Raw genomic sequence first — 25,520 nt, 5'->3', positions numbered from 1 at the left:
GGTCATATTGGTATTTCGATCAGAGGCATTAAGCTTTGGCTTTGTTCTCCCGGACCCCCAAGCAGACTCAAGATCGGCCCTCGAGTGTCGAACCGCTTCGGCTGGCTGAACCAAAGGAAGCCAGCACGCCGTGGCGTGATCCCCTCGCCTCGTCTCTCACCTATCTTGCGGCTTATCATGGCCGTGCGGTGAGCCGGGAGGCTTTGCTTGGTGGTTTGCCCATCATTGATGGCCGGCTTTCTGTAGCGCTGTACGACCGTGCAGCGAGGCGTGCCGGACTGGAGACCGAAGCCACCAAGCGTGACATCCTCGACATCCCCGCGATGGTGCTTCCCGCGGTCCTGATCATGAAAACCGGGACCGCGCTGATCCTTCTTGCGATCGACAAGGCCAATCATCGCGTCAAGGTTCTGGATCCATCGGCCGAGCCCAACTCGCCGGTGACGATGGACATCAAGGCGGTGAAGGCGGACTACACCGGTTACACTTTCCTGGTCAGGGCTGCCGCCGAAGCAAATGCGCGTGCGGTTGCCGCCGGAGATCTGCCGCGAAGTCATTGGTTCTGGTCGGTCGTCAAGGTGCATTGGCGCAGTTACGGGCATATCGCGCTCGCCGCCTTCCTGATCAACATGCTCGCGCTCGCGACGCCGTTGTTCACCATGAGCGTTTACGATCGCGTCATTCCCAACGGCGCGATCCCCTCGCTGATTGCGCTTTCAATCGGCATGGGGCTTGCCATTGTCTTTGACTTTGTGTTGCGCATAGTGCGAAGCCGCATCATCGACGTCACTGGCAAGACCGCCGACGTCGTGCTGGCCGCCAATATTTTCGAACACGTGATGTCCGTGAAAATGGCGCAACGGCCGACCTCCGTCGGCATCATTGCCAATCAGCTGCGCGATTTCGACTCGGTTCGCGAGTTCTTCACTTCCGGCAGCGTCGTGTCGGCGACGGATCTGCTGTTCGCGGTGCTCTTCATCGGCGTGCTGTTTACGATCGCCGGCCCCCTGGCATGGGTTCCGTTGTTGATGCTGCCGATCATGATCGGGCTGGGCCTGACCATGCAGCGCCCGCTTGACCGCGCGATGAAACGGCTTCAGGCCGAATCGGCGGCGCGCCACGGCGTACTGGTGGAATCGCTTTCCGGTCTGGAAACCGTCCGTGCGACCGGCGCCGAAGCCCGCATGCAGACGGCGTGGGAGCGATCGGTGGCCGCGACCGCCCGATCAGGCGAAGACGTGCATTTCTGGGCGTCCCTGACGCTGACCAGCGCCAACGCCGCCCAGCAGCTTACCAGTCTCCTGCTGGTCATCATCGGTGTCTTTCTCATTCTCGACGGCAAGCTCAGCGTCGGCGCGCTGGTCGCGGCCAACATGCTGGCCGGCCGCGTTCTGGCTCCGATCGCGGGTATCGCTTCGGTGATCACGCGCGGCACGCAAACATTGTCCGCCCTCAAGTCGATCGACCGCATCATGTCGCTGGAGCGGGAAAGGTCGCCGCAGCGCGCTTATGTCGCCAGAAAGATCGATCAGGGTCGCATCAGCTTCGAGAACGTCAGCTTCACCTATCCGAATGCGCCGGGTAAAGCGCTCGACAAGGTTTCCTTCCAGATCGAGGCCGGCGAGCGGGTCGGAATCATCGGACGGGTCGGTTCCGGCAAGACAACGGTCGGCCGCCTGCTTCTCGGGTTCTACGAAGCCGAGGAAGGACGCGTGCTCGTCGACGGTGTCGACTCGCGGCAATATGATCCGTCGGATCTGCGCGCCGGAATCGGCTTTGCGATGCAGGACACCGACCTGTTTTTCGGAAAGCTGCGTGACAATATTGCGCTGGGCAAGCCCGAGGCAACCGATGAAGAAGTCCTGGCCGCGGCGCGGCTTTCCGGCGTCGAGAGCTTTATCGCCGGTCATCCGATGGGATACGACATGCCCATTTCCGAGGGCGGACGCAGCCTGTCGGGCGGCCAGAAGCAGGCGATCGGATTGGCACGCGTGCTCATCAGGAATCCGCGCGTGCTGTTCCTCGACGAACCGACCGCACATTTTGACGTCCGCAGCGAGGCCGAGTTCCTGGAGCGGCTGAAGGCGATTCGGGGAGAGCAGATGACCATCATCATCTCCACCCATCGTCTGTCGCTGCTCGGCATGGTGGACCGGCTGCTGCTGTTCGACAACGGCCGGCTGATCGCCGACGGGCCGCGGGACAAGGTTTTGGCGCAGCTGCATGGCAAGCCCGCGGTCACCCCGGCTGACCTCGTGCCGCAGCCAACTCCCGCGCAACGCGCAACCCTGGTGCAAAAACCCAATGCCGGCATCTGACTTCACCTTTGCCAATGATATCCGGGCGGCGGCAGCGATGCGCACGCCGCAAACGTCGCGGATGTTGCTGCTGGCGTTCCTCGCCCTGCTCCTGACCTTTCTGGTCTGGGCCCATTTTGCCGTGCTCGACGAGGTCAAGCGAGGTAACGGCCGTGTGGTGCCCTCGCGGCAGACCCAGGTCGTCCAGACGCTTGAAGGCGGCATCGTTGGCGACATCCTCATTCAGGAAGGCGCGATCGTGCAGCAGGGCCAATCGCTGATGCGGATCGATGACACCAAATTCGCGTCCGAGTTTGGCGAGATCAGGGAACGCCGCGCCGCAATGGCAGCCCGGGTCGCCCGCCTCGAGGCCGAGGCGCGCGGGCGGAGCGAGATTACGTTCCCGGAACAACTGGATCAGGTGGTACCGGCAGCCGTGGCGACGGAAACCAGCGTCTTCAAGATGCGCGGACAAAAGGTTGCGCAGGACATCGATGTCCTTAACCAGCAGGTAACCAGACTGACCGGCACGCTGAAACTGCTGGACCGCGAACTGTCCCTGACGCGCAAGCTGTTCGAACAGAAGGTCGTGCCGGAGATCGAAATGCTGAGGCTGGACCGCCAGGCGACCGAAATGCGGGGCCAGCTCGCCGAATCCCAATCCAAGATCGCCAACACCCTCGCCTCGTTCCGATCGCAGGCGGATGAGGACCTCGCCAAGTCGAAGGGCGATCTGGCCGTCCTCGACGAGAATATCAAATCCGCCATGGACCGCGTGCGGCGGACCGATCTGAGAGCCCCGGTCCACGGCATCGTTAACAAATTGAACGTGACGACGATCGGCGCGGTGGTTCAACCGGGCGCCAATCTGATGGACATCATCCCGCTCGACGACACGCTGTTGGTCGAGGGCCGCATACGGCCACAGGACATTGCGTTCATCCGTCCGAGCCAGGACGCCGTGGTCAAGCTTTCCGCCTACGATTCGTCGGTCTACGGCTCGCTGAAGGGCAAGGTCGAGCGTATCAGCGCCGACACCATCGTCGACGAGAAGGCCGACAAGTCGGAGCGTCAGGAAACTTTTTACCGTGTGATGGTGCGAACCGACAAGAACCACCTCGGCACCACCAAGAACTCCCTGCCGATCATTCCAGGCATGGTCGCCACCGTCGAGGTGCTGACCGGAGAAAAATCCGTCCTCGACTATCTTCTCAAGCCCGCCCGCACCTTGCGCGACGAGGCCTTGCGCGAGCGTTGAGCCCGCCTCGCGCCTTGCTTAACGGATCGTCACCGCGATTCGTTCAAGTTTGAACGATGTGGAAAACCGGTGGTTGACCGCCTTTCCTGGATTCACCTCGCCTGCGGCGCGCTTTAACTCCGAATAAGCGGCGGTGGCCGCACTCTCCGTCCCGATAACAGATTGGGGCGGCTGACCTGACGCAGAGACGTTGGCTGACGCTCCTGACAAAGGGGACGTCATGACGCCGCGCGTAGAATTGCGGCAGCGCTCGCTTGCGCTCGCCACGGGGCTCATTCTCTCGCTCAGCCTTTGCGCCGCACCGGGCGCATTTGCAGCCGAAGATACTATCAACGCAGACGCCAATGCCGCCGAGTCCGCGCTGGGCGCCGATCGGGCGTCCAGGCCTGCGGCAACGTTCTTCAGCATCAACGCCGTACTGGCCAAGCTGGACCGCCAGCGCGGCCGTGGACCCGACGCGGTTCGCCTCGCTGCGCTCACCCCTTCGGGTGTCGCGACCGATGCGGTGCAGGAGGTCAAGGAAACGCCGACGATCGGCACCGAACCGTTCGGACTGTTTACGTTCCGCGCGCCGGACGGCCTCCTGTGGCGCAAATGGCGCGGCGTCGAAGCCGCGATGACGAAGGAGCAGGCTGTTCTCGACCAGTGCGGCAGCGATGCCGGCAAATGCCCTGCCAACGCCGCGCAATTCCTCCGCCTGATCAACGCCGTCAGTTCCAAATCGGGACGTGACAAGCTTGACGAGGCCAATCGCGGTGTCAACACGGCGATCCGCTACGTCAGTGACTACGCCCAGCATGGCGAACCCGACCGGTGGAGTACGCCGCTCGCAACGTTTGCGACCGCCAAGGGCGACTGTGAGGATTATGCGATCGCCAAGTATGTTGCGCTGACCGCCGCGGGTTTCTCCCGCGATGATCTCCAGCTCGTACTGGTTCGCGATCGCTCGGTCCGCCAGGACCACGCCGTGCTGGCCGCGCGTCTGGACGGCCGGTGGCTGCTGCTCGACAACCGTTTCTCCACGCTGACGGACGACTCCGACGCCAAGAACTTCACGCCGCTGTTCGCCATCAACCACCAGGGTGTCCACCTGTTCGCGGCGCCCTATGCCAAGCGCGCTGTGCCGGACGGGCAAAGCGCGACTTCGCCGGCGGCTTCGGCGGGCGCGACCACAGTCGACTGGACGGGGTCGGAGGCGGAGATTGCAACGCCATCCTGGACTGGTGGTTTGCCGCTACTGATGTGAGCGCGGCACACGGCCGAGGAGGACGCACAATCGCGAAACCAACCCATGCAAGGATAGAAATGGGCCGCGGGCGGCCCTGTCGCTCACCGAAGCATTTTCCAAAAAAAATCCGCCGGCGCGAAGCCGGCGGATTTCTCGTCTAATGACGCCGCGGCTAGTGAGCCGCAAGCTGCATGGCAAGCTGTGCCTGCTCATGCATGAGCGTGATCGCAGCGGGCGTTGAGACTGCATCCAGCAGCGGCGGATGGGCCTCGCCGCTCGGCATCTGCTGCGGCGCCGGAGCGACCGCTCCCAGCAGCGCGTTGAGGTCGATATCGCGGCCGCCGTGATCGAACTCCACGACGATGTCGGCCGCTGCCGCCGCGGTCATCGGCAGGTCGTGTACCTCGGCAGCCTGGGTCGGATGATTGGCGTCGGCCGCCTCGGCCGACGGTTGCGCCGGCGCGGTGCCGAGCGAGGCATCGAGATCGACCTCGACGAACGTGCCTTTGGCGCCATCGGCGTACGTGAACGACCCAACGCCGGCGATATTCTGCCCGTCGATGGGAGCGCCAGCCGTGGTCGCAAGCTCGATGCTCTTGATGCCGAGATCGCCGAGCTTGGCCAGTTCACCCGCTTCGCTGATGCCATTGTGATTGGCATCCTGCCAGACCACGAGCTCACCGAACGCCTGATCCTTGTTGTCGATCACGCCGTCATGGTTGCCGTCGAGGCTCGCCAGCGCGGCGATACCATCAGCGAAGTTGCCGCCATTGAAGACCGGCGTGAACAGCTCCTTGCCACCTTCGATCTTGCCTGAACCGTCGACATCTAGCGCGAGGATGCCGTCTCCGCCGTTGGCGGTCCAGGCAAGCTGGTCCGGGACGCCATCGTGGTTAATGTCGAACTGGACGCCTTCGCCGATGGAGCTGAACGAGATTCCGTTTTGATCGAGATCGAGGACGATTGGGTCGGCACCGGCTGCCACGAAATTCGACGTCGTCAAATTCCCGTACCCAACGCCACTGAGTGTCATGATGTGCTCGACCGTCATCGAGCCAGTGTTGGGGTTCGTAGGATCAGTAATGTTCACCGAATAGACACCCGCATCCGCGTTAGCTAATGTCGATGAGTAAATGACAAACGTGTAGTTACCGGCGGCGATGCTATTGGTGGCCGCAGCAATAATGTCTTCAATGTCACCGCTGTTAGAGTCGTCGGTGAGATTAGAAGTCACACGGGCAGCAATCTTGACTTCAACAACTTGCGTCCCGGCGATCGCGGTACCATCCGTCGTGATCTCCGCGAAACTGGTACCGGTTACGTCCGTGTTGGAAAATTTGATTGCAACCCGATCGTTCGCCACAGCGAAGGCGGAAACGGTGGCGACCGTATCATGACCTAGGCCTATCCCGGCATGCTTGAAGACGATCGTGTCGACTGCCCCATCGCCCGCCCCTAAATTGATGTTCCACGATGCGGCGCTTGTACCTGCCTCGATAACCACCCGATCAATGCCGGCGCCTGCGTTAACCGTGGCACCGAGAGTAGTGGCGGTGATGATTTCATTTCCGGTGCTTCCGTTGATGGTTATGTTATCTGCCTCGTCGAAGGCATTTCCGGCACCTACTGCCCCGAACGTAAGGTTGGAGAAGTCACCGGTCGCGCCTGAGGCGACGTTGATGACCAAACTTGTCGTAGCCTCCGCAAATTCGTTGATCGCTATCGCGTTTCCGGTCAACTGCGCACCGTTGAAGGTCGCCGTGGTGCTACCCGCAATGATTATTTGTTCGATGCCGAGCGAACCTGCTCCCGAAAGATCGGTCCCGCCATTGACAGTCAGGGCGCTGAAGTCAGTCGTTGCCGTGGTACGGATAATGTCGATCCCGCCACCGGCGGCCTCGACGATATTCTCACCGGCAGCCGCATCCGCAGCACCGTAGACGTAGGTGTCGTTGCCTGCCCCGCCCGCCAGCACGTCGGCGCCAGCACCGCCGGTAATCGTGCTGCTACCACCGTCCGCGGTGATCGTGTCGACGCCGGTACCGCCGACAATGGTCTCGGTGTTGTTCACCGTCAGCGTGTTGGTGAAGTTACCCAAGTTCAGCACGTCGCCGGTGCCGCCGCCGAGGTCGATCGTACCGCCGGTAAAGGCGGCAGTCAGCGTCAGGATGTCGCTGCTGGCGGTACCCGTGACAGTGCCTACGTTCGATATCGACAACATATTGGTGCCGGCCGCGAGATTTAGGGCGTTCGTGCCGGTGCCAAGATTGATCGTGCCCGATGTCTGTGCAGTGCCGAGCGTGATGGTGTCATTCCCGGTCTCGCCCGTGATCGTCTCGGTGTTGCTTACCGTCAGCGTGTTGGTGCCGTTGGCCAGCGTCAAGCTGTCGGTGCCGCCGGCAAGGTCGATCGTGCCAGAGGCCTGAGCTGCGCCCAGCGTGATCGCGTCATTCCCGGTACCGCCCGTGATCGTCTCGGTGTTGCTCACCGTCAACGCGTTGGTGCCGTTGGCCAGCGTCAAGCTGTCGGTACCACCATTGAGATTGATCGTGCCCGAAGCCTGAGCCGTACCTAACGTGATCGCATCATTCCCGGCGGCTCCCGTGATGGTCTCGGTGTTGCTTACCGTCAGCGTGTTGGCGGCATTGGCCAGCGTCAAGCTGTCGGTGCCTCCAGCGAGATCAATCGTACCCAGAGACGCCGAGAGCGAGCCGGACAGCGTTACGATATCATTTCCGCTGCTACCGGTTAGCGCTTCGATGCCAATGACCGTCCCGATGTTGAAATCAACCGTCATCACATTGGTCAAGACGATAGTGTCGGTTCCAGACCCGCCGTCGATGGACTCGGTCGCGACGAAGTCACCGTTGGCAAGGTTGAACGTATCGTTACCGCTGCCGCCCGACATCGTATCATCGCCGGTACCACCGGTGATGACGTCGTTGCCTTCCTGGCCATAGATGATGTCGTCCCCGGCGCCGCCGTCAATCACGTCGTTGCCACCGGCGCGACCGCTTTCGGCGGACAAGGACAGATGATTGGCAGCTATGTAAGCGACCGTGTCGGCGCGGGTCCAATCGGCGCCGTTACCTGCAGGATCGTCAGTTTCGTTGTTTGCTCTGTTTTCAAGGGTCTGGAATACGGCCCATCCAGAACCGGCGGGCACGGAAACCCCGCGAGCCGTCGCCAGGGAATCTGTGTGCAGCACGTCGCCGAAGACGATGTCGTTGCCATCACCGGCATTGATCGTGTCGTTGCCGGCGGCGGCCAGTGCGGTCGAACCGCCAAGTACGCTGACGACCGATACCAGTTGTGATGCCGTTGTCACATTCGTGGCGGTACCGCCGCCCGTCGCGCCGCCAACACCGTCCTCGACGTCATTCAGGTTGCTGAGGTCGCTGATGGCGATGCCGATGGCCTCGATCTGGAACTTGCTTGCGCCAGTGAAGCTCGAATGATTCTCGATCATCGTCACTTCGTTCGACACATCGGTTCCGGGAAGGGTGCCGAGAACATGAGCCATGGCCGTCGACGCGCTCGAGGTACTTGTGGTCGACGATCCATGTTCACCGGTCATGTAGATGTTCGGCTCACCATCCGAAATGAACACAACTCGATTGACTTGCGCGCCAGCGAGCGGGGCGTTGCCCAATTCGCCGTTGATCCACCTGTAAGCCTGATAGAGGCCGGCTTCATAGTTCGTGCCGCCAGGACCCGTACCGCCCGGCTGTTCCGCAGTGAGCATGTTCTCGACCGCGGTGTTGACGGTCGTTATGGTAGCCGGAACGCCGGCGCCGCTCACGACGATGTCAAATGTTCCAAGAGATTGAGCATCCCCGTCGAACTGCACGACATGCACGCGGATATTCTGCGCACCTGACGAGCCGAGGCTGTTGATCAGCGCCTGGACCGCATCCTTCATCGCTTCCAGCCGGGTAGTCCCGCCGTCGATCTCGCCGTCATCGCCGGTCATGCTGGGCGAGCGGTCGAGCACCAGCACAATGTTCGCAGACTGCCCTGGCTGGACAGTTACCGCACCTGGATCGCCCACGATCTTGTCAGCAAGGTCACCGCCCTGCAGCACGCCATCGGCCAATCCTTGCGGATTCGGAACGGTATGATCGGTGCCCTCGCCGGTCTGATCGCCGGCGTCCGAACCGACGAGCAGAAGCGGGCTCGACACGTTGGTGATATTGACCGCCTGCGTCGCGGTCGAGGTGTCGCCGTCGCCGTCGGTGATCTGGTAGGTGAAGTTGCCGGTCTGGTTCGATGCAGAGGCATTGACGTTAGGATCGAACGTCCATGTGCCGTTGGCCTGGAACGTGTAAGTCCCGTTGGCGTTCGACAGTACCGTGGTCCCGCTGGTCCCAATGTTCTGGAAGCCGGCGCCAATATCAACCGCAGTCACCGTGGCACCATCGGCGCCAAGGCTATCGTTGCTAAGTAGATTCGTCCCTATGGTTTGCCCCGCGGTCTCCAGAACCGTCAGGGCGGTCGGGTCCGCAACCGCCAACGGCACGTCGTCGACGATATTGACCGTGACCGTTCCGGCAACCTGATCACCGGAAGTGTCGGTAGCGACCACCTTGACCCCACCCAGGATCACATCGAGCACGCTGGACGGCACGAGATGCGCGAAACGGTCGACCAGCGTCGTCGTCACCGTGACCGCTCCGGTGGCATTCGCAGCCAGTGTCGACGATCCGGTCAATGCCATTATGAGCGCGGTCTGCCCGGCAAATGCCAGAGTCAGAGTCCGCCCGTCGTCCGACAGCGACCACTGTGCTGTGCCGCTGGCGAGGTTGGCGAAAGATGGCGTCGCGTATGCGTCGAGGACATTGTTCGGATCTGCGAATTTGATCGACGTAATGCTCTCCGACCCCGCCTTGAAGGTCAGGCCGTTGGTATCGACGGCGGTCTCGGAAGTCAGGTTCGATTGCGAACCAGTCTTCACACCCGCCGCCAGGTCAGACCCCGCTTGCGTGGTGTCGAGCGCAGCTTCGTTGACGATCAACGCGGAAGCGCTGTCCGTTACCGTGGGCTTGTAGTCGACCGGGACCGAAGTGGTGCCCGTCTTGAGCAACTGCTCGTACTCCGCTCCACCGGTCACGGTCGAGATCGAGTTTGAAATGGACGCCTGACTGGTGATCTCTGCGTCGGTGTAAGTTTTCGTGAACGAACCGCTGGTCGCCCCGGCCGCAACCGTAATCTGCTCGCCGTTGGTCAGCGTGAACACCAGATTGTTGTCAGGATCGATCGATCCCGGCGTGCCGCTGAGCGTGATCGTGTAGGTGATGGAGCCACCGGTTTCCGATATCGTCGTCGCAGACGTGGTCAGCGTCGCCGTTACCGGATTTGTGGTGTCGGTGACCTGCGCCGTGGCGCTCGCGGTGCCGATGTTGATCTGCTCGAAATTGCCACCGGTTGCGCTGGTGATCGTCGCCGTAACGCTCGACGGATCGACGTAGACGTCCTCGCTGTTGCTGGTCGCAACGAGCAGCGTGCCCGTGGTCTGGCCGTCGCCGATCGTGATATCGCCCTGGCTGGTGTGGACAATGGTATTGCCCTGCGAGGCGCTCGACAGCGTCGCAGTAAAGGTGACGTTGGCGACATTCTCCTGCACGTTGCTCGTCGACAGGCTCACGGTCACCGGAGTGATGGTGTCATTGACATTCGAAGTCGCGGTCGCCGTGCCGATGTTGATCTGCTCGAAGTTGCCGCCGGTCGCGTTGGTGATCGTCGCGGTCAGGCTCGACCCGTCGAAGTAGACGTCCTCGCCATTGCCGGCCGGCAAGACCAGTGTCCCGGTCGTATTCCCGTCCGTGATCGTGATCACGCCCTGGTCGGTCGTGATTGTGGTGGTACCCTGCGAGGCGTTCGACAGCGTCGCCGTGAACAAATAGCTCGCGCTCGGTCCCTCCGACACCGTCGAGGCGCTCAGGCTCACCGTCGTCGGGTCGGTCGTGTCGTTGATATGCGCGGTCGCCGAGGCCTGCAGCACCGTCAGGTTCTCGAAGTTGCCGCCGGTCGCGTTGGTGATGTTCGCCGTCAGCTGGCTGCTGTCGAGATAGGGATCCTCGCCGTTCGCCGGAACCGGGTTGACCGTCAGCGTGCCCGTGGTCTGGCCGTCACCGATCGTGATCACGCCCTTGTCGGTCGTGATCGTGGTGGTGCCCTGCGAGGCGTTCGACAGTGTCGCCGTGAACAAATAGCTCGCGATGGGACCTTCCGACACCGTCGAGGCGCTCAGGCTCACCGTCGTCGGGTCGGTCGTGTCGTTGATATGCGCCGTCGCCGAGGCCTGCAGCACCTGCAGGTTCTCGAAATTGCCGCCGGTCGCATTGGTGATGTTCGCCGTCAGCTGGCTGCTGTCGAGATAGGGATCCTCGCCGTTCGCCGGAACCGGGTTGACCGCCAGCGTGCCCGTGGTCTGGCCGTCACCGATCGTGATCACGCCCTTGTCGGTCGTGATCGTGGTGGTGCCCTGCGAGGCGTTCGACAGCGTCGCCGTGAACAGGTAGCTCGCGCCGGGACCTTCGGACACCGTCGAGGCGCTCAGGCTAACCGTCGTCGGGTCGGTCGTGTCGTTGATATGCGCCGTCGCGGAGTTTCCGATCCCCGTCAGGTTCTCGAAGTTTCCGCCACTCACCGCGGTGACCGTCGCCGTCAGCTGGCTCGCATCCAGATAGGGATCTTCGCCGTTCACCGGAACCGGGTTCACCGTCAGCGTGCCCGTGGTCTGGCCATCGCCGATCGTGATCACGCCCTTGTCGGTCGTGATCGTGGTGGTGCCATGCGAGATATTCGACAGCGTCGCCGTGTACAGATAGTTCGCGCCGGGGCCTTCCGACACCGTCGAGGCGGTCAGGGTCACCGTGGTCGGGTCGACCGTGTCGTTGATCGTTACCGTGGCATTGCCGTAAGTCGTGAAGTTGACGGCCTCGAAACCGCCGCCCGAGGCGCCGGTGATCGAGACGGGGATCACCTGGCCATCCAGATACACGTCATCGCCCTGCGCCGACTGCGGCGCAGACGTGGCCAGGGTCTGACCGGGCGCAAAGGTGATGGTGACGTTGTTGCTCAGCGTCACCGTGAACGGCGTCAATATCGGCGCATAATCCAGGTGCGCCGTATAGACGAACGTCTGGTTCTCGGCGACCACCACATTGTCCAGCGTTACGAAATTGGTCGTGGTCGTGTCGTTGATGTGCGCGGTCGCCGAGGCTCCGATCCCCGTCAGGTTCTCGAAGTTGCCGCCGCTCACCGCGGTGACCGTCGCCGTCAGCTGGGTCGGATCCACATAGGGATCCTCGACGTTCGCCGGATTAGGAGCAACCGTCAGCGTGCCCGTGGTCTGGTTATCGAGAATCGTGATCACGCCCTGGTCGGTCGTGATCGTGGTGGTACCGTGCGAGGCGTTCGACAGCGTCGCGGTGAACACGTAGCTCGCGTTCGATCCTTCCAGCACCGTCGAGGCGGATAGCGTCACCGTCGTCGGGTCGATCGTGTCGTTGATCGTCACCGTCGCCGTGTCGGCCTTGTTCAACGACTCGTAGTTGCCGCCGGTCGAGCCGGTGATCGAAACAGTGTAGGTCTGGTTGTCGATATAGGGGTCGTCGCCCTGCACGGCAAACGGGGTCGAGGTGCCCGTCGTCTGGCCGGCAAGGATCGTGATCGTCGCACCATTGCTCAGCGACAACACGAGACTGCTGCCCTGCGGGGCATGGTCGACGCTGGCGGTGATCGTCGCCGTGCCGGCGCCTTCATTCACCATCCTGTCGTTCAGCGTCACCGTGGTGACGTCGGTGTCGTCGGTGACCACGAATGCCACCGTCGATCCCGAAGTATCGCCGTCGCCGTCGGTCACGGTGTAGGTGAAGTTGGACGCGCCTCCGGATTGGTGAAAATCGTCGGCCTGGGGCGTGAACTTGTAGGCGCCGCTGGCGGTGACCTGGATGCTGCCGTGGCTGGTGCTGATGGCCTGGGAATAGCCATCGATACCGAAAATCAGGTTCTGCCCGTTGACCTGCGTGACGGTCGCGCCGTCAGTGCCCGCATTGAAGTCGAGCTGACCCTGAAGAGGCGCAGAACCTTCAACGACGGTCTGCGATCCTTCCGCGACGGCGAGCGGGCCATCATCCTGGAACTGAACGTTGAGCGCGACCGGAGACACCTTGGTGATCGCGTCGTGATCGAAATCCGTCAGCGTGCCCTGGATGTGCAGAGCAGCGGTGACGATCGCGATGTCGTCGAACGCAGCCTGGTCGGAACCGGCCACATCATGCTGGATCGCCTGGTACTGCGCCACCCAGACGAATCCGTCTGCATCCACATAGACCCTGAAGACTGCCGTCTGGTTCGCCATACCGACGACAGCCCCGCTGGCTTCGGTCGACAGCATGATGTGGGTGCCGTCGAGCGTCTGCAGCCCGGAATCGAGGTTGCTGATCGCGCCGCCGTTGGCGGAGGTGACCTTGAACGACCAGGTGCCGTTCTCGTCGGCGCCCACGGTGCCGGCGAACAGGGAGCCGGGCGAGGTCACGCTGATCTCGGACCTGGCGTAGCCAATCGCATTGGCGTCGAAGATGGCCGATGGCGCCGCAGGCGCCGGCGTATTGGCGTCGTTGTCGACAGCGATGTCATTTGCCGCATTCGGATCGGCGGCAGTATTGACGCCCGGGCTTTCGTCGTGGCTGACCTTGAAGGTTTCGAGGGTTACGACCTCCGTCAGGATGTCGGCTTCCAAACCATAGACCTTGAACGAATTTCCGGTGCTGACCGTCTCGCTCGCATTGTTGTCCGTCGTGAACGCAAAGCCGTTGTAATTCCCGACCTTGACAGTGTCGAAGCCCGAAGCGCTCGTGATCTGGAAGTCCGCGTCGTCCGGAACATTCTCGAATACGTAACCAATCAACGTCCCGTTGTCATAGACGTTGTGGACGATCGCGACCGTCGAGGGCGCCGCGCCGTTGATCGTAACGACGTAGTCGTTCGGTGAAACAACCGAGCCGTTGTTCAACACGCTGACGAATACGACAGCATCATCATTCTGCTGCGATTCGGCAGCGTCGATCGAGAACCGGAACACATTGACATCGTACGCGGCGCCGTGCGTCGGCTGTCCGTTGCCGTTCGGAATGTTGACGTTCTCGAAGAACTCAAGCGTGAGAATCTCGGGACCGGTCGTTTTCTGGCCCTGGTGGCCAAGTCCATCGATGCTCTGGCCGTCGCCAATGCCGATGGAATTGTTGCTGGTGTTGGCCGTGTCGTCGTTGTCGGTCAGGTCTACGCCGGTCGCCCAGATTCCCTTGATCGAGTTTGTCGACACGCCGCCGACGACATCGTTGCCGCCCTTGAGATCAAAACTCAGGGTCTCGCGGTCGACATGGACTTCTTGTTCGGGAGCGCGCACGGTGACGACCGGGATGTCGTCGACCACCTTGACGGTGAAAGACCCGGCCCCAAGCGGCACGCTGTCGCCGTCGCCGTCCGTGGCGACGACATAGGTCGACAGGTCGATGAACGTCGTATTCTCGTTGTTGCCGACGCCCTCGCCGTCGAGAACCGAATGATCGATCTGGTCCTTCAGCGTAAACGTGTAGGAACCGTCGGTATTCACCGTCAGCGTGAAGACTTCGCGGTCGCCAGTCACCGGCGTCGGGTCGAATCCGGCGGTGCCATTGTCGACGTAGCCGTGCAGCCCGTTTGCATCGGTGATGATGAGAATCTGGCCGTCCTTCGACTTCAATCCGCTGTCGACCGGACTGTTCATCGCCTTGAGGCCAAAGCTGCCGAAGCCGTCCGCGCCGAAATTGACGAGGGCATCGAGTTCGCCATAGGTCACGGAACTCGCCGTAGCCGAATTGGTGCCGGTCACCTCTCCATCGCGCAGAAGCGGAGAACCATCCGCGTTCGAGTTGGAGAAGCCGGGCAAATGCAGACCGTCTTCATCCACCTCCGCCTTAACGGACGTTCCGGAAATCAGCGTCGGGCCGTCATCGTCAAACCGAATGCTCGCGGAAACATCGGCGCTCTTGGTCAGACTGTCGGAATCGCCGTCGGTGACGGTGACGTTGACCGAGAGCGAACCCGCCTTCAGGAACACGCCTTCATCGTTGCTGGCGGTGTTCGGCTGATACAGCGAGACATACTGCACAACCTGAATGTGCCCGGTGCTGTCGATGGAGAAGGCGAAAGCCGCGGCATCCTGCACCGTTCCGTTGGCATAACCGGCGTTGCTTGCCCCGCCGACACCGTCGGAATCGTAACGTCCAACGACGTAGGTAATGCCTGCGTAGGTCTCGTTGAACAGGTAGATCTGCTGACCGGCAGTCGTGGTCAAACCGGAATTGACATGGTTTGTTCCGCCAGTCGTCGACACCGAATAGGAGGTCCCCGTCGCGGCCGAGCCGCCAAACGGACCGTCCGCCCCGAAGCTCGCGGCCACGGAGACCGCAGGAGACGTTCCCGCCGCAAACTGCGGCGCCATGTCGGGGTCCGTCCCCTTTTGCGCGATCGCATTGAACAGCGTGTTGGCCGCAACCTCATTCGAATCCGGATAGGCCTGGATTCCAGCGGTTTCATCGATGACGATATCGCCGACCGAGACGTTGGCGAGATACGTGCCGTGATTATCGGGCGTACCGGTCTCACGGAACTCGAGACGATTGCTGGCATCGCCTGAGCCACCGGTCAGCGTGATGGCATATTGCTGCATCTGCCCGGTCGGCGTGATGTCGCCAACCTTGACGCCGCCAAACCAGACTTCGAGATGGGAGGTTCCGGGCGACGGCGAGCCTGCTTCAAAACGCAAATCGTAGGTCTGGCCGACGGCCAGACCGTTCACGACCTGGCTGATGTTGACGTCGCGCGCCGACGCATCGAGATCGACCATGAAGCCGTTGGTCGACGAGTGCAAGCCGAGGTACCCGTCGCCGACACGCTCCAGTTGAACGGCGCCCGGGCCGGTATTTCCGAGCAGAGCACCACCAGTGTGGCCCTGGTTGGCATCGGCAATGGTCCAGCCGCCGTTGGTGCCGGTCGCAGTGCCGCTGTCGGTACCCCAAGCGTTGCCATTGGGAACGAAGGTACCGAAATCGAGACCGCTGATCGCAGCCGGCGCGGTGACGGTCAGGCTCGGACCATCGTCCTCAAAGCGGATCTTGTTGCCGATGTCGAATCTCTGGTCGACGGAATCGCCGTCGTGGTCGGTGACCGTCGCGGTGACGCGCAGCGCGCTGTTCGTGATCCACTGCTGTGCGGTCAGCGGATCGTTCGGCGCCGCATCGTTGGCGTTGTTGCCGTTGTCATTGTCTTCATCGAAGTCGCCGCGATCGTCGTGCATGATCGGGACGTACTGGATGACCGACATCACGCCCGTGGTCGGGTTGATATAGATGGCGAAGGCGGCTGGATCGTTGGCGCCGACGCTACCATTATTGACGTCGTAGCGGCCGACGATCAGCGTCGAGTTCACTTCGAACAGGGTAATCGGATGGCCCGAAGTCGTCGTGAGGCCGGACGCCACGCTGCTGTTGGGAACGTCGATCGAATAGACCACCGAGCCGGCACCGTCGGCGCCGTAGTTCGGCGTAACCGCAACCACGGCGCCGACGCTCTGCGAAACCTGCGGGGCGCCAAACAGGGTCGAGTCGGTTCCGGGAACGCCGGGATTGGTGACGCTGACCGGGAACGGATTGGTGATGTCGTTGTCGTTGGCGTCGCCGGGGACTGACGGCGTCGCAGTGATGCTCTGCGGACCTGCGGTTTCGTCGACCACGACGAGCGTGCCGGACTGCAGCACAAAGTTCGGCTCCGGCGAATCGTCGTCGACGTTCACTTCCATCGAGCCGTTGACGGTGTCACCATCGCCGTCGGTGACGCGGTAGTTCACCGTGAAGATGACGTTGTTCTCGGTATCGTCGCCGTTCTGGCCGTTCAGCGTCGGATGATCGATCGCGTGAAGCTGGGTAACGGTATAGTTGCCGCTCGTCGCATCGGTCAGGGTGACCAGCAGGACATCGACGCCATTCTGCTTGATCGTCAGCGACAGGCCGTCAGGGGCCACGGTGGACGTGAATCCCTGTCCGGACGGCAGGTTGACGCCGGTCAGCAGCGTGCTGCCCGGTCCGTCGGCGCCGTAGGCGTGCTCGAGCGTGCCGGACGCATTCTGCGGCGCGCTGTCGTCGTTCGGACCGCCGTCGATGCCGTTGGCGAGGTCATCATCCTCGAGCACGACGCGGTCGTTGGACGAGACCGAGGGGCCGTCATCCAGGAAGTTGATGAGATTGCCGATATTGACCGAGTTCGCGGACTGGTCGCCGTCCGAATCCGTCACCGTCAGCGTGGCGACGATCTTGCCGCTCAGCGTCTGGAGGTTGGTCGAGGAATTGTTGTCGTTGGCATCATTCGATTCATTCGAATCGCCGGGATCGTCGTGCCTGATCGACAGATACTGCGCGACGCTGACTTCACCGTTGGAATGGATGGCGATCGCAAAGGCGACCTTGCCGGCAAACGGCCCTGCACCGCCGACGGTGCCGATCACGAGGCCGCCCGCGTTGACAGACAGATTGATCGGGCTGCCGTCAGTTATGAAAAGTCCGGACGCTGCGCCGCCGGAGATGCTCAGCGAATACTGATGCGGGTACGCAGGAGAATCCGAGCCGATGATGGAATCGTCGGTAACCACCGCGCCATCGCTGTGGGCGTAGGCCAGCGCGCCATAGCCGGCGACGGAGCCATTGTGGTCGTTGGGGAATACGCCGCCTTGATTGCCGGGGACGTCGGGATCGTGACCGACAATGCCGGAAGCTTCGAGGTTGGCGAACAGCGCCCTGACGCTGCTGGAGGTGGTGTCGTCGGCCTGGTTGCCGGCCGTTTCGTCGATCGTAACCGAGCCGCCATCCAGGTCGATATCGGCCTGCGGCACATCGTCGGTGACGGTCACCGTGAACTTGCCGCTCAGATTGACGGTGTCGCCATCCCGGTCCGTAAAGTTGATGATCGAGCCGAGATCGAGATAGGGAACGGTTGCTTGACCGTTGACGCCCGGCAAGCCGGAGCGCAGTGCGGTGTTTTCGCCGTTGTCGACGGCATGAATCAACTCGTCGAACAGGCGGAATTCATAGGCGCCGGTGACGGTGTTCAGGGTCAGCGAGAAAACCGGATTACCCTGCGGGTTCGGCTCGTATCCCGTGATGACCACTTCGTTGCCACTCGACGAGGTCAGATAGAATAATGGCTTGCCGTTGTCGCCGTCGCCCTGCGCGGTCTGCTTCGAGAACAGGCCAAGCGCCGTCAGTTGGGCAACCGCGGTCGACGTGAATCCAAATCTGCCGGGTTCGTCGGCACCCACGGAAACCAGGCCCGACAGCGTTCCGGTAACGATTGCGGCGCCGGTGGAGCCTTCGGTCAGCGAGCCGTCGGCGCTGCCGTCGCCCGGGCTGGTGCCCTGCGACCAGTTGGTATTGATGTCGTCTTCGTCGACGACCCGCGAGATCGCCGGCGCAGAAGTCAGGACCGGGATATCGTCCTGCACGACGATTTTGAAATCGTTGGAAAGCGAAACGGTATCGCCATCGAAATCGGTAAAGCGCACGACCGACGACAGGTCGATGGTCAGGTTGTTCTCACCGTTGCCCGATACATGGTCGAGCTGGTCGACCAGGGTAAACGTGTAATTTCCGCCCGACGTCACCTGTACGGTGAATACCGTTAGCGCACCGGCCTTGGCCGTCAGCGTGTCACCGGCAACGCTATAGCTCAGCGCGACGCCATGAGAGGTCAGGCCCTGGCTGGTCAGCGACGCAAATGTCGTCCCGAGCGAGAACGTGCCCGGCTCGTCGGCGCCGACCGATACCAGCGTCGTCAGCGAACCGGTTGCGACCGTCTTGCCAACCGACGCATCCTCGTTGTTGCCGACAGACTGTGCATTGTTGAGGTCGTCTTCTTCCACGGTCGCCGACACCGAAGCCGTCGTCAGGACCGGAATGTCGTCCTGCACGGTGACTTTGAAATCGTTGGAAAGCGAAACGGTATCGCCGTCGAAATCGGTGAAGCGCACGACCGACGACAGGTCGATGGTCAGGCTGTTCTCACCGTTGCCCGACACATGGTCGAGCTGGTCGACCAGAGTAAAGGTGTAATCTCCGCCCGCCGTCACCTGCACGGTGAAAACCGTCAGCGCCCCGGCCTTGGCCGTCAGCGTGTCGCCGGCAACACTATAGCTCAGCGCGACGTTATGAGAGGTCAGGCCCTGGCTCGTCAGCGACGCAAATGTCGTACCGAGCGAGAACGTGCCCGGCTCGTCGGTGCCGACCGATACCAGCGTCGTCAGCGAACCGGTTGCGACCGTCTTGCCAACCGACGCATCCTCGTTGTTGCCGAGTGATTGCGCATTGTTGAGGTCGTCTTCTTCCACGGTCACCGACACCGAAGCCGTCGTCAGGACCGGAATGTCGTCCTGCACGGTGACTTTGAAATCGTTGGAAAGCGAAACGGTATCGCCGTCGAAATCGGTGAAGCGCACGACCGACGACAGGTCGATGGTCAGGCTGTTCTCACCGTTGCCCGACACATGGTCGAGCTGGTCGACCAGGGTGAACGTGTAATCTCCGCCCGCCGTCACTTGCAGGGTGAACACCGTCAGCGCCCCGGCCTTGGCGGTCAGCGTGTCACCGGAAACACTATAGCTCAGCGCGACGCCATGAGAGGCCAGGCCCTGGCTCGTCAGCGACGCAAACGTCGTATCGAGCGAGAACGTGCCCGGCTCGTCGGCGCCGACCGATAGCAGCGTCGTCAGCGAACCGGTTGCGACCGTCTTGCCAACCGACGCGTCCTCGTTGTTGCCGAGTGATTGCGCATTGTTGAGGTCGTCTTCTTCCACCGTCACCGACAGCGAAGCCGTCGACAGGACCGGAATGTCATCCTGCACGGTGACTTTGAATTCGTTGGAAAGCGAAACGGTATCGCCGTCGAAATCGGTAAAGCGCACGATCGACGACAGGTCGATGGTCAGGCTGTTCTCACCGTTGCCCGACACATGATCGAGCTGGTCGACCAGGGTAAAGGTGTAATCTCCGCCCGCCGTTACCTGCACGGTGAACACCGTCAGCGCCCCGGCCTTGGCCGTCAGCGTGTCGCCGGCGACACTATAGCTCAGCGCGAGGCCATGAGAGGCCAGGCCCTGGCTGGTCAGCGACGCAAACGTCGTATCGAGCGAGAACGTGCCCGGCTCGTCGGTGCCGACCGATACCAGCGTCGTCAGCGAACCGGTTGCGACCGTCTTGCCAACCGACGCGTCCTCGTTATTGCCGACAGACTGCGCATTGTTGAGGTCGTCTTCTTCCACACTCGCCGACACCGAAGCCGTCGTCAGGACCGGGATATCGTCCTCGACCGAAATGCTAAACCCGCCCGACAACGTGATGGAATCGCCATCGAAATCGGTAAATTTGATCGCGGAGGCAAAGTTCAGAACGAGAGTCTCGGCGTCGCTGTTAGCCGGCGAATTGAGCACGTGATCGATCTGGTCGAGCAGCGTGAACTTGTAGTGTCCGCTTGACGAAACCTGCAAGGTGAACACGGCGCGATCTGTTCCGGCCTGGTAGCCGGCGTCGCCGCCATCCACATACGCGGTCAACGTATCGCCATCGACGGAGTAAAGGACCGTGCCGCCCTTTGACGTCAGCGTCGGCAACCCGCTCGGCGCGGAGACCAGCGAGAACGTTCCGGTCTCGTCGGCGCCAACCGTCACGAGAGACGACAATTCTCCTTCGGCAACGGTGGTCTGGCTGCTGCCTTCGGCGTTACCGACCGAATGATTGTTGGAGTTGGCATCGGTCAGGGCATCTTCCTGAACCGAGCCGGTGACGGGCGTCGCGGAGAAATTCTGAACCGGAACGTCGTTTTCAACACGGATGTTGATCTGACCCTGCAACACCACGCTGTCGCCGTCGAAATCCGTCGCCAGGAACGCCGACGCAAGATTGATGTTGATCGACTCGAAATCGCCGCCACCCGAATCCAGCGGGTTATGGTCGATCTGGTCGGCGAGCACGAATGTAAAGGTCTGATCGCCATTGTCGTGCAACGTGAACACGGTCCGGGCGCCGGCGGTAGCGGTCAGCGTGTCTCCGCCTGCGTTGACCGAATAGACAATCTGAACGCCGTGCGAGAACAAAAGCGGCGCCGTGGCGCCGGGATTGATACCGAACGTCCCCGGCTTGTCCGCGCCGAAGGAAACAAAGCTCAGCAGATCCACCGCGTGGATCACGACCCCGGTCGTCTGGAAGATACTTTCCGAATTGCCGACGGATTGAAGGTTGTTCAGTCCGTCCTCGTACACCGTCCCAAACGAACCCGGTCCCTCTTCCTGGCCTTCGGAAGGCGTACCCGAAAGGGCAACCGGCGTATCGTCATTGACCGTCAGGGACACCGTTGCCGTAACGGAGTCGCCGTCGTGGTCGGTGACGTTGTAGTTGAAGGTGAAGGTCTGGTTGTTCTCGTCCTGACCCGGCGCATGATTGATCGCATGAAGCTGGGTGACCGTGTAATTGCCCGACGTCCGATCGGTCAGCACGACCTGCAGAACGCTGACGTTCGAGCCATCCTGAAACTGGCTGATGGTCAGAACCGTGCCGGCGGCGTTCACTGAATAGGTAAATCCGGCAGTGCCGCCCGTGGGAACCAGCAGCAGCGACCCGGCGCCATCCGCGCCATAATTGTGCGCGAGGACCCCGCTCGCGGTGATCGGGCCGTTGGTACCGGGATTGAGGTCACCGGTACCGCCGAGGTTGCCACCGGCCAGCGCATCCTCGTCGAAATTGATCGGAGCATTTGCCGAAACCACCGGACTATCGTCGTTGACGGTCAGGGCGAGCGTGCCGTCGATGGTGTCGCCATTGCCGTCGGTAACGCGATAGTTGAACGTGAAGAACTGATCGTTTTCGTTGCCGGCCGTTGTGTGATCGATCGCGTGCAACTGCGTGACCGTGTATGCGCCGCCGATCGTGTCGCTGAGCGTAACCTGGAGAACGGCCACGCTGATGCCGTTCTGGATCTGGCTGACCGTCAGAACGGTCCCGCCGGCGCTCAGCGCGTAGGTAAATCCCGTTGGCGCGCCCGTGCCGAGAAGAAGCGTGCTGCCGGCGCCATCCGCGCCATACTCATGCGCGAGCACTCCGACCGCCGCGATCGGCCCGTTGCTGGTCGGGTCGAGGTCGCCGATGCCGCCGAGATTGCCTCCGGTCAACCCGTCTTCGTCGAACGCAATCGCCGCGTTCGCCAAAATGGTCGGAAAGTTGTTTGCCAGCAGCGTGGTCTGCGGGCCGAGGGCAAACGTGCCGAGCTCTTCCTGGCCAAGCAGATCGAGCGGGTTACCCGTGCTAAACGGATCAACGGAGTTACCGCTGAAATTCGCGCCGCTGGCCTGCGCGTTGCCATTGGCGCCTGCAGTGCCGGCGGCCGGCAAAACCGACTGATCCGTGGTAACCGGAAACAGGCTTGCAAATTCGCTGGTCGAGACTTCGCGCCCCGGCGCCACTTCGATGGCCATGTTGTTCAGGCCGTCATGCCTTGAATCGAAGAACGGCTCGACGGTCAAAGTCGACTTGTTGTCGAACAGGATGATCAGCTTTTCGCCGACGCGGACCAGCGTGATCTTCTCGTTCGCGATCCCGGAAAAATCGAGCTTGACCTTCTGGTCAAATCCGACATTGACGACGACAGCCTGTTCGCCGAGCGGCTTCGCCAGTCTGAAAACCCGGGGTGGAGCAGCGGTATTGGAGGAAGTAGACGCGCCAGAAAGCTGTGCAACCTGAAATTGCGCATTCATAAAACTACCCCGTCAAATAACTGTCGTTTAATTCAAGATTGCAAAGAATATTCTGAACTTTTGTCATATTAAGCTATTGTTAACCGGTTCCACCGTCAACAAAATCAATTGGTTAACTGCTGTTTTTCGTTCTGGTGTGGTAAATTGCCGTGGCGCCGGGACTGCCACGAAAAAGTCTTTGAAATGAGCGGTTTGCCTAAATTGGGCAACGCCGTCAGCGATCGGGGGACAGGGAATGAAGGTATTATCTTCTGCCGCAGCCTTCGTGCTGACTGGTCTTGCCGGCCTCGCCTCGGCGCAGGAGCCATCCCGAGTCGTCGAGCGGACGGTCAAATCCGTTCCAAACAAGGACACCCAGATCGGCGTCTACCTCAACGTTCTTCCCGACTGCACGTCCGGCCCACTGCCGACCATACGGCTGGTGACCCCGCCGGCATCCGGCAAGGTGGTCGTCAAGACCGCAAAGGTGAAGGCCACCAATTACAAGGCCTGCCTTGCACTCGAAGTGCCGGCCTATGTCGCCTTCTACAAATCGCCGCCGGAATTCCTGGGCAATGATGTCTTGACGATCGAGGTCAGGTTCGACGGTGGGCGCACGGAGATCCAGAAAATCACCGTGAATGTGGCGGGCGCGGGTGCGCAGCAAAAGATCTGATCACGCGCAGCCTGGAAATCCCGGGCAACTGACAAACGGGACGCTTGCAGGCAAGTTCGGCACATCGAACCTTGCCTGCAACCCGGCTCGAGACTAGCCGCGACCGGTGAGATTCGTGGTCTGGTGCAAGGTCAACCAGAACGCATCGAGCGTGTTCGGGTTTTCGTTGACGATGCGGGGTCCCATTGAACCACGCCACGTGGCGGTGGCCGCTGAATTTGCGTCGCTGCAGAGCGTTGCAATGCTGAAACGCCGAGCTTCGAACAAGGAGATCGCACAGGTGCTTGGCCTGGCCGAAGGTACTGTCAAAGTTCACCTGCACAGTATCCGTCAAAGCACTGGTGTTTGCGGTCGCCATGAGTTGAACTTGCCGCGAACCACTGCGCGTTCCCAGCCCGCAATGCAGGGGAGCGAGGGAATATCTATTTGACCCTATGGCCAATTTTTGCTCAGTTATCTCCAGTTTTTCCGACTTTTGGGGGCCGCAATGCGCGCCGTATTGAGCAATTTTTTTTCGATCGCAATTTCATTTGTATTCGCCGCCTGTGTCGGCAGCCTTCCAGCAAACGCCGCAGATTTGGGGTTGATGACATCAGGCCCAAGCTCCATCGGCAATTGTTCGGAGATCGTTTTCACCTGTGAGAACGGCCGGCAGTACCCGCTTTGCCCGATCGCCGTTAGTGTCGTGGGCGAAGTCGTCACGGCATCGCTCCACACGGGGCGTCGCGGCGCAACCCGCGTTCGGCTGATCCCGATGGGCGTGGGCTATCGGTACGCAGGGCACGGTGTATGGCTCGACGGCTTCCGGGAAAACGCCTTGCTGAACTTTGGAAAGCACAACCAGGTTGCGTGCACCATTCTACGTTCTTGAGCCCATACGTTCTTGAGCCCATACGTTCTTGAGCCCAACAGTCATGGGCTGAAGAATAGTCAGGCGCGCAGCCTCCGGCTGCCGTAATTGGCGCTAGCCCTTGGTACGCAACGCTACCCGCGGGGAACGCGGGTACATATAGGCCTTCGGCTGCACATACCGTGGACAATAGTCGTTCCACTGGTGCAGCTGCCAATTCCATTTCCAGCAGCCAGATTCGATCTCAGGATCGTACCACCAGTTCAGTCGGTAGGGTGCATCTCCAAAAGCGTACGGACCGGCCTGGACGCTGCCGCCGGAAAGCAGAACCGCGGCAAAGGTCGCCGCCACGATCGTCAGCAATGGCCTTTGCATGAAACCCCCTTTGGAAAAAATCGACGCTCAGGAAAAATCCATCGTCAGAGTGCCAAATGGCGCGATCCTTATCAAGACCCCTCGGCCCACCCGGCCCGGGCCTGCCGTCGTGATTGGCTGATCGACAACAGTGTCGGGTTCGTTCGACTCGGCGGTCGCACGTCGAGCAGTCGTGCCAGGAGCCCACAACCGAACTATTTACCCGGCCACGAGGGCTTGCGTTTTTCACTGAAGGCCTTGAGGCCTTCCTTGGCGTCTTCCGTCATGGCCAGCAAAGCAATCTGGCTTTCAGTGTAGGCGATGCTTTCGTCGAACGACATCGAGGCGATGGCACGCATGGCATATTTTCCACGCCGGATCGCAGTCGGCGATTTGTCGACGATGCGGCTGATCAGCCAATCGACCTTGGCGTCGAGTTCGACCGACGGCACCACGTAGTTCAGCAGCCCCGCGGCCTGAGCAGCCTTGGCGTTGAACGGCTCGCCGGTCAGCGCCCATTCGTTAACGAGGCGCGGCGGCGCCATCGATTGCAACAGGCTCATCACCTGCATCGGGAACACGCCGACCTTCACCTCGGGCAGCCCGAAGATCACGTGATCGGCGGCCACCGCCATATCCGTCATGCACAGCAAGCCCATGCCGCCGGCCATGCAAACGCCCCCTACCCGCGCGATCGCAGGCTTGGTGGCGTTCTGCGACAATCGCAACAAATCGGCGTAGTCGACATTCGGCCTGGAGAAATCCATCGCAAAGGCGGCACCGCTGTTTTGCAGGTCGGCGCCGGCGCAAAACGCCTTGTCGCCCGCACCCGTCAGCACGATGACGCGCACTTCCTTGTCGTCATGGGCGTCGCGGTACCCCTTGGCGATGCCGGCGACGACGTCGGCATTGATGGCGTTGCGCTTGTCCGGCCGGTTGATGGTAATCCAGAACGCCTGTCCGCGCTTTTCGCGTATTACGCTGCTGTTGTCGGTCATTGTCCGCTCGCCCTGTTTGCCATGGGTTGGCGAACATTTGCGGC

Annotated in this window: 9 protein-coding genes; 6 read left to right on the top strand and 3 right to left on the bottom strand. The window is 61.4% G+C overall.

All coding sequences use genetic code 11. From position 1 onward, the window contains the following. Nucleotides 1–101 precede the first annotated feature (101 nt). The 3 genes from JQ641_RS18630 (at nt 102) to JQ641_RS18620 (ending at nt 4,801) form a co-directional block, all read left to right on the top strand. Nucleotides 102–2,318 carry a type I secretion system permease/ATPase gene (locus JQ641_RS18630; protein WP_211997590.1) on the top strand — a complete coding sequence of 739 codons (2,217 nt, stop codon included), beginning with the start codon at nt 102–104 and terminating at the stop codon, nt 2,316–2,318. After that, on the top strand, nt 2,305–3,555 hold the full coding sequence (locus JQ641_RS18625) for an HlyD family type I secretion periplasmic adaptor subunit (protein ID WP_211997444.1): 1,251 nt from the start codon (nt 2,305–2,307) through the stop codon (nt 3,553–3,555). Before JQ641_RS18630 ends, JQ641_RS18625 begins: the two co-directional genes overlap by 14 nt. 220 nt (nt 3,556–3,775) lie before the next feature. Next, nucleotides 3,776–4,801 (top strand): transglutaminase-like cysteine peptidase, encoded by a 1,026-nt coding sequence (locus JQ641_RS18620; protein WP_211997443.1) that lies wholly within the window; start codon nt 3,776–3,778, stop codon nt 4,799–4,801. Between the two features lie 154 nt (nt 4,802–4,955). Here JQ641_RS18620 and JQ641_RS18615 read toward each other — a convergent pair whose 3' ends face one another. Then, a complete protein-coding gene (locus JQ641_RS18615) occupies nt 4,956–22,619 on the bottom strand; it encodes a T1SS-143 repeat domain-containing protein (RefSeq protein WP_211997442.1) in 17,664 nt (5,887 codons plus the stop codon). A 235-nt stretch (nt 22,620–22,854) separates the two neighbouring features. Between JQ641_RS18615 and JQ641_RS18610 the strand changes: the two genes are divergently transcribed. The 3 genes from JQ641_RS18610 (at nt 22,855) to JQ641_RS18600 (ending at nt 24,145) form a co-directional block, all read left to right on the top strand. Further along, entirely contained in the window at nt 22,855–23,274 is a 420-nt protein-coding gene (locus JQ641_RS18610) for a hypothetical protein (protein ID WP_249150533.1), read from the top strand. A 172-nt stretch (nt 23,275–23,446) separates the two neighbouring features. Next, nucleotides 23,447–23,704 carry a LuxR C-terminal-related transcriptional regulator gene (locus JQ641_RS38885; protein ID WP_502754972.1) on the top strand — a complete coding sequence of 86 codons (258 nt, stop codon included), beginning with the start codon at nt 23,447–23,449 and terminating at the stop codon, nt 23,702–23,704. 57 nt (nt 23,705–23,761) lie between these two features. Further along, a complete protein-coding gene (locus JQ641_RS18600) occupies nt 23,762–24,145 on the top strand; it encodes a hypothetical protein (RefSeq protein WP_211997440.1) in 384 nt (127 codons plus the stop codon). A 93-nt stretch (nt 24,146–24,238) separates the two neighbouring features. On the opposite strand, the gene JQ641_RS18595 is transcribed toward JQ641_RS18600, so the two are convergent. Together JQ641_RS18595 and JQ641_RS18590 are read right to left on the bottom strand one after the other, a co-directional pair. Further along, entirely contained in the window at nt 24,239–24,499 is a 261-nt protein-coding gene (locus tag JQ641_RS18595) for a hypothetical protein (RefSeq protein WP_211997439.1), read from the bottom strand. A 194-nt stretch (nt 24,500–24,693) separates the two neighbouring features. Further along, nucleotides 24,694–25,476, bottom strand: coding sequence for an enoyl-CoA hydratase/isomerase family protein (locus tag JQ641_RS18590; protein ID WP_211997438.1), 783 nt, complete (start codon nt 25,474–25,476; stop codon nt 24,694–24,696). Nucleotides 25,477–25,520 lie beyond the last annotated feature (44 nt).

This window comes from Bradyrhizobium sp. JYMT SZCCT0180 (genome assembly GCF_018130165.1).
Classification (GTDB): Bacteria; Pseudomonadota; Alphaproteobacteria; order Rhizobiales; family Xanthobacteraceae; genus Bradyrhizobium.
The sequence above is the reverse complement of the archived record's forward strand: the minus strand, read 5'-3'. Positions and strand labels throughout refer to the sequence as shown.

Bases quoted from the DNA above. Each gene is read 5' to 3' on its own strand.
- JQ641_RS18625 (WP_211997444.1), top strand. From the start codon at position 2,305: ATGCCGGCATCTGACTTCACCTTTGCCAATGATATCCGGGCGGCGGCA.
- JQ641_RS18620 (WP_211997443.1), top strand. From the start codon at position 3,776: ATGACGCCGCGCGTAGAATTGCGGCAGCGCTCGCTTGCGCTCGCCACG.
- JQ641_RS18615 (WP_211997442.1), bottom strand. From the start codon at position 22,619: ATGAATGCGCAATTTCAGGTTGCACAGCTTTCTGGCGCGTCTACTTCC.
- JQ641_RS18610 (WP_249150533.1), top strand. From the start codon at position 22,855: ATGAAGGTATTATCTTCTGCCGCAGCCTTCGTGCTGACTGGTCTTGCC.
- JQ641_RS38885 (WP_502754972.1), top strand. From the start codon at position 23,447: ATGCGGGGTCCCATTGAACCACGCCACGTGGCGGTGGCCGCTGAATTT.
- JQ641_RS18600 (WP_211997440.1), top strand. From the start codon at position 23,762: ATGCGCGCCGTATTGAGCAATTTTTTTTCGATCGCAATTTCATTTGTA.
- JQ641_RS18595 (WP_211997439.1), bottom strand. From the start codon at position 24,499: ATGCAAAGGCCATTGCTGACGATCGTGGCGGCGACCTTTGCCGCGGTT.
- JQ641_RS18590 (WP_211997438.1), bottom strand. From the start codon at position 25,476: ATGACCGACAACAGCAGCGTAATACGCGAAAAGCGCGGACAGGCGTTC.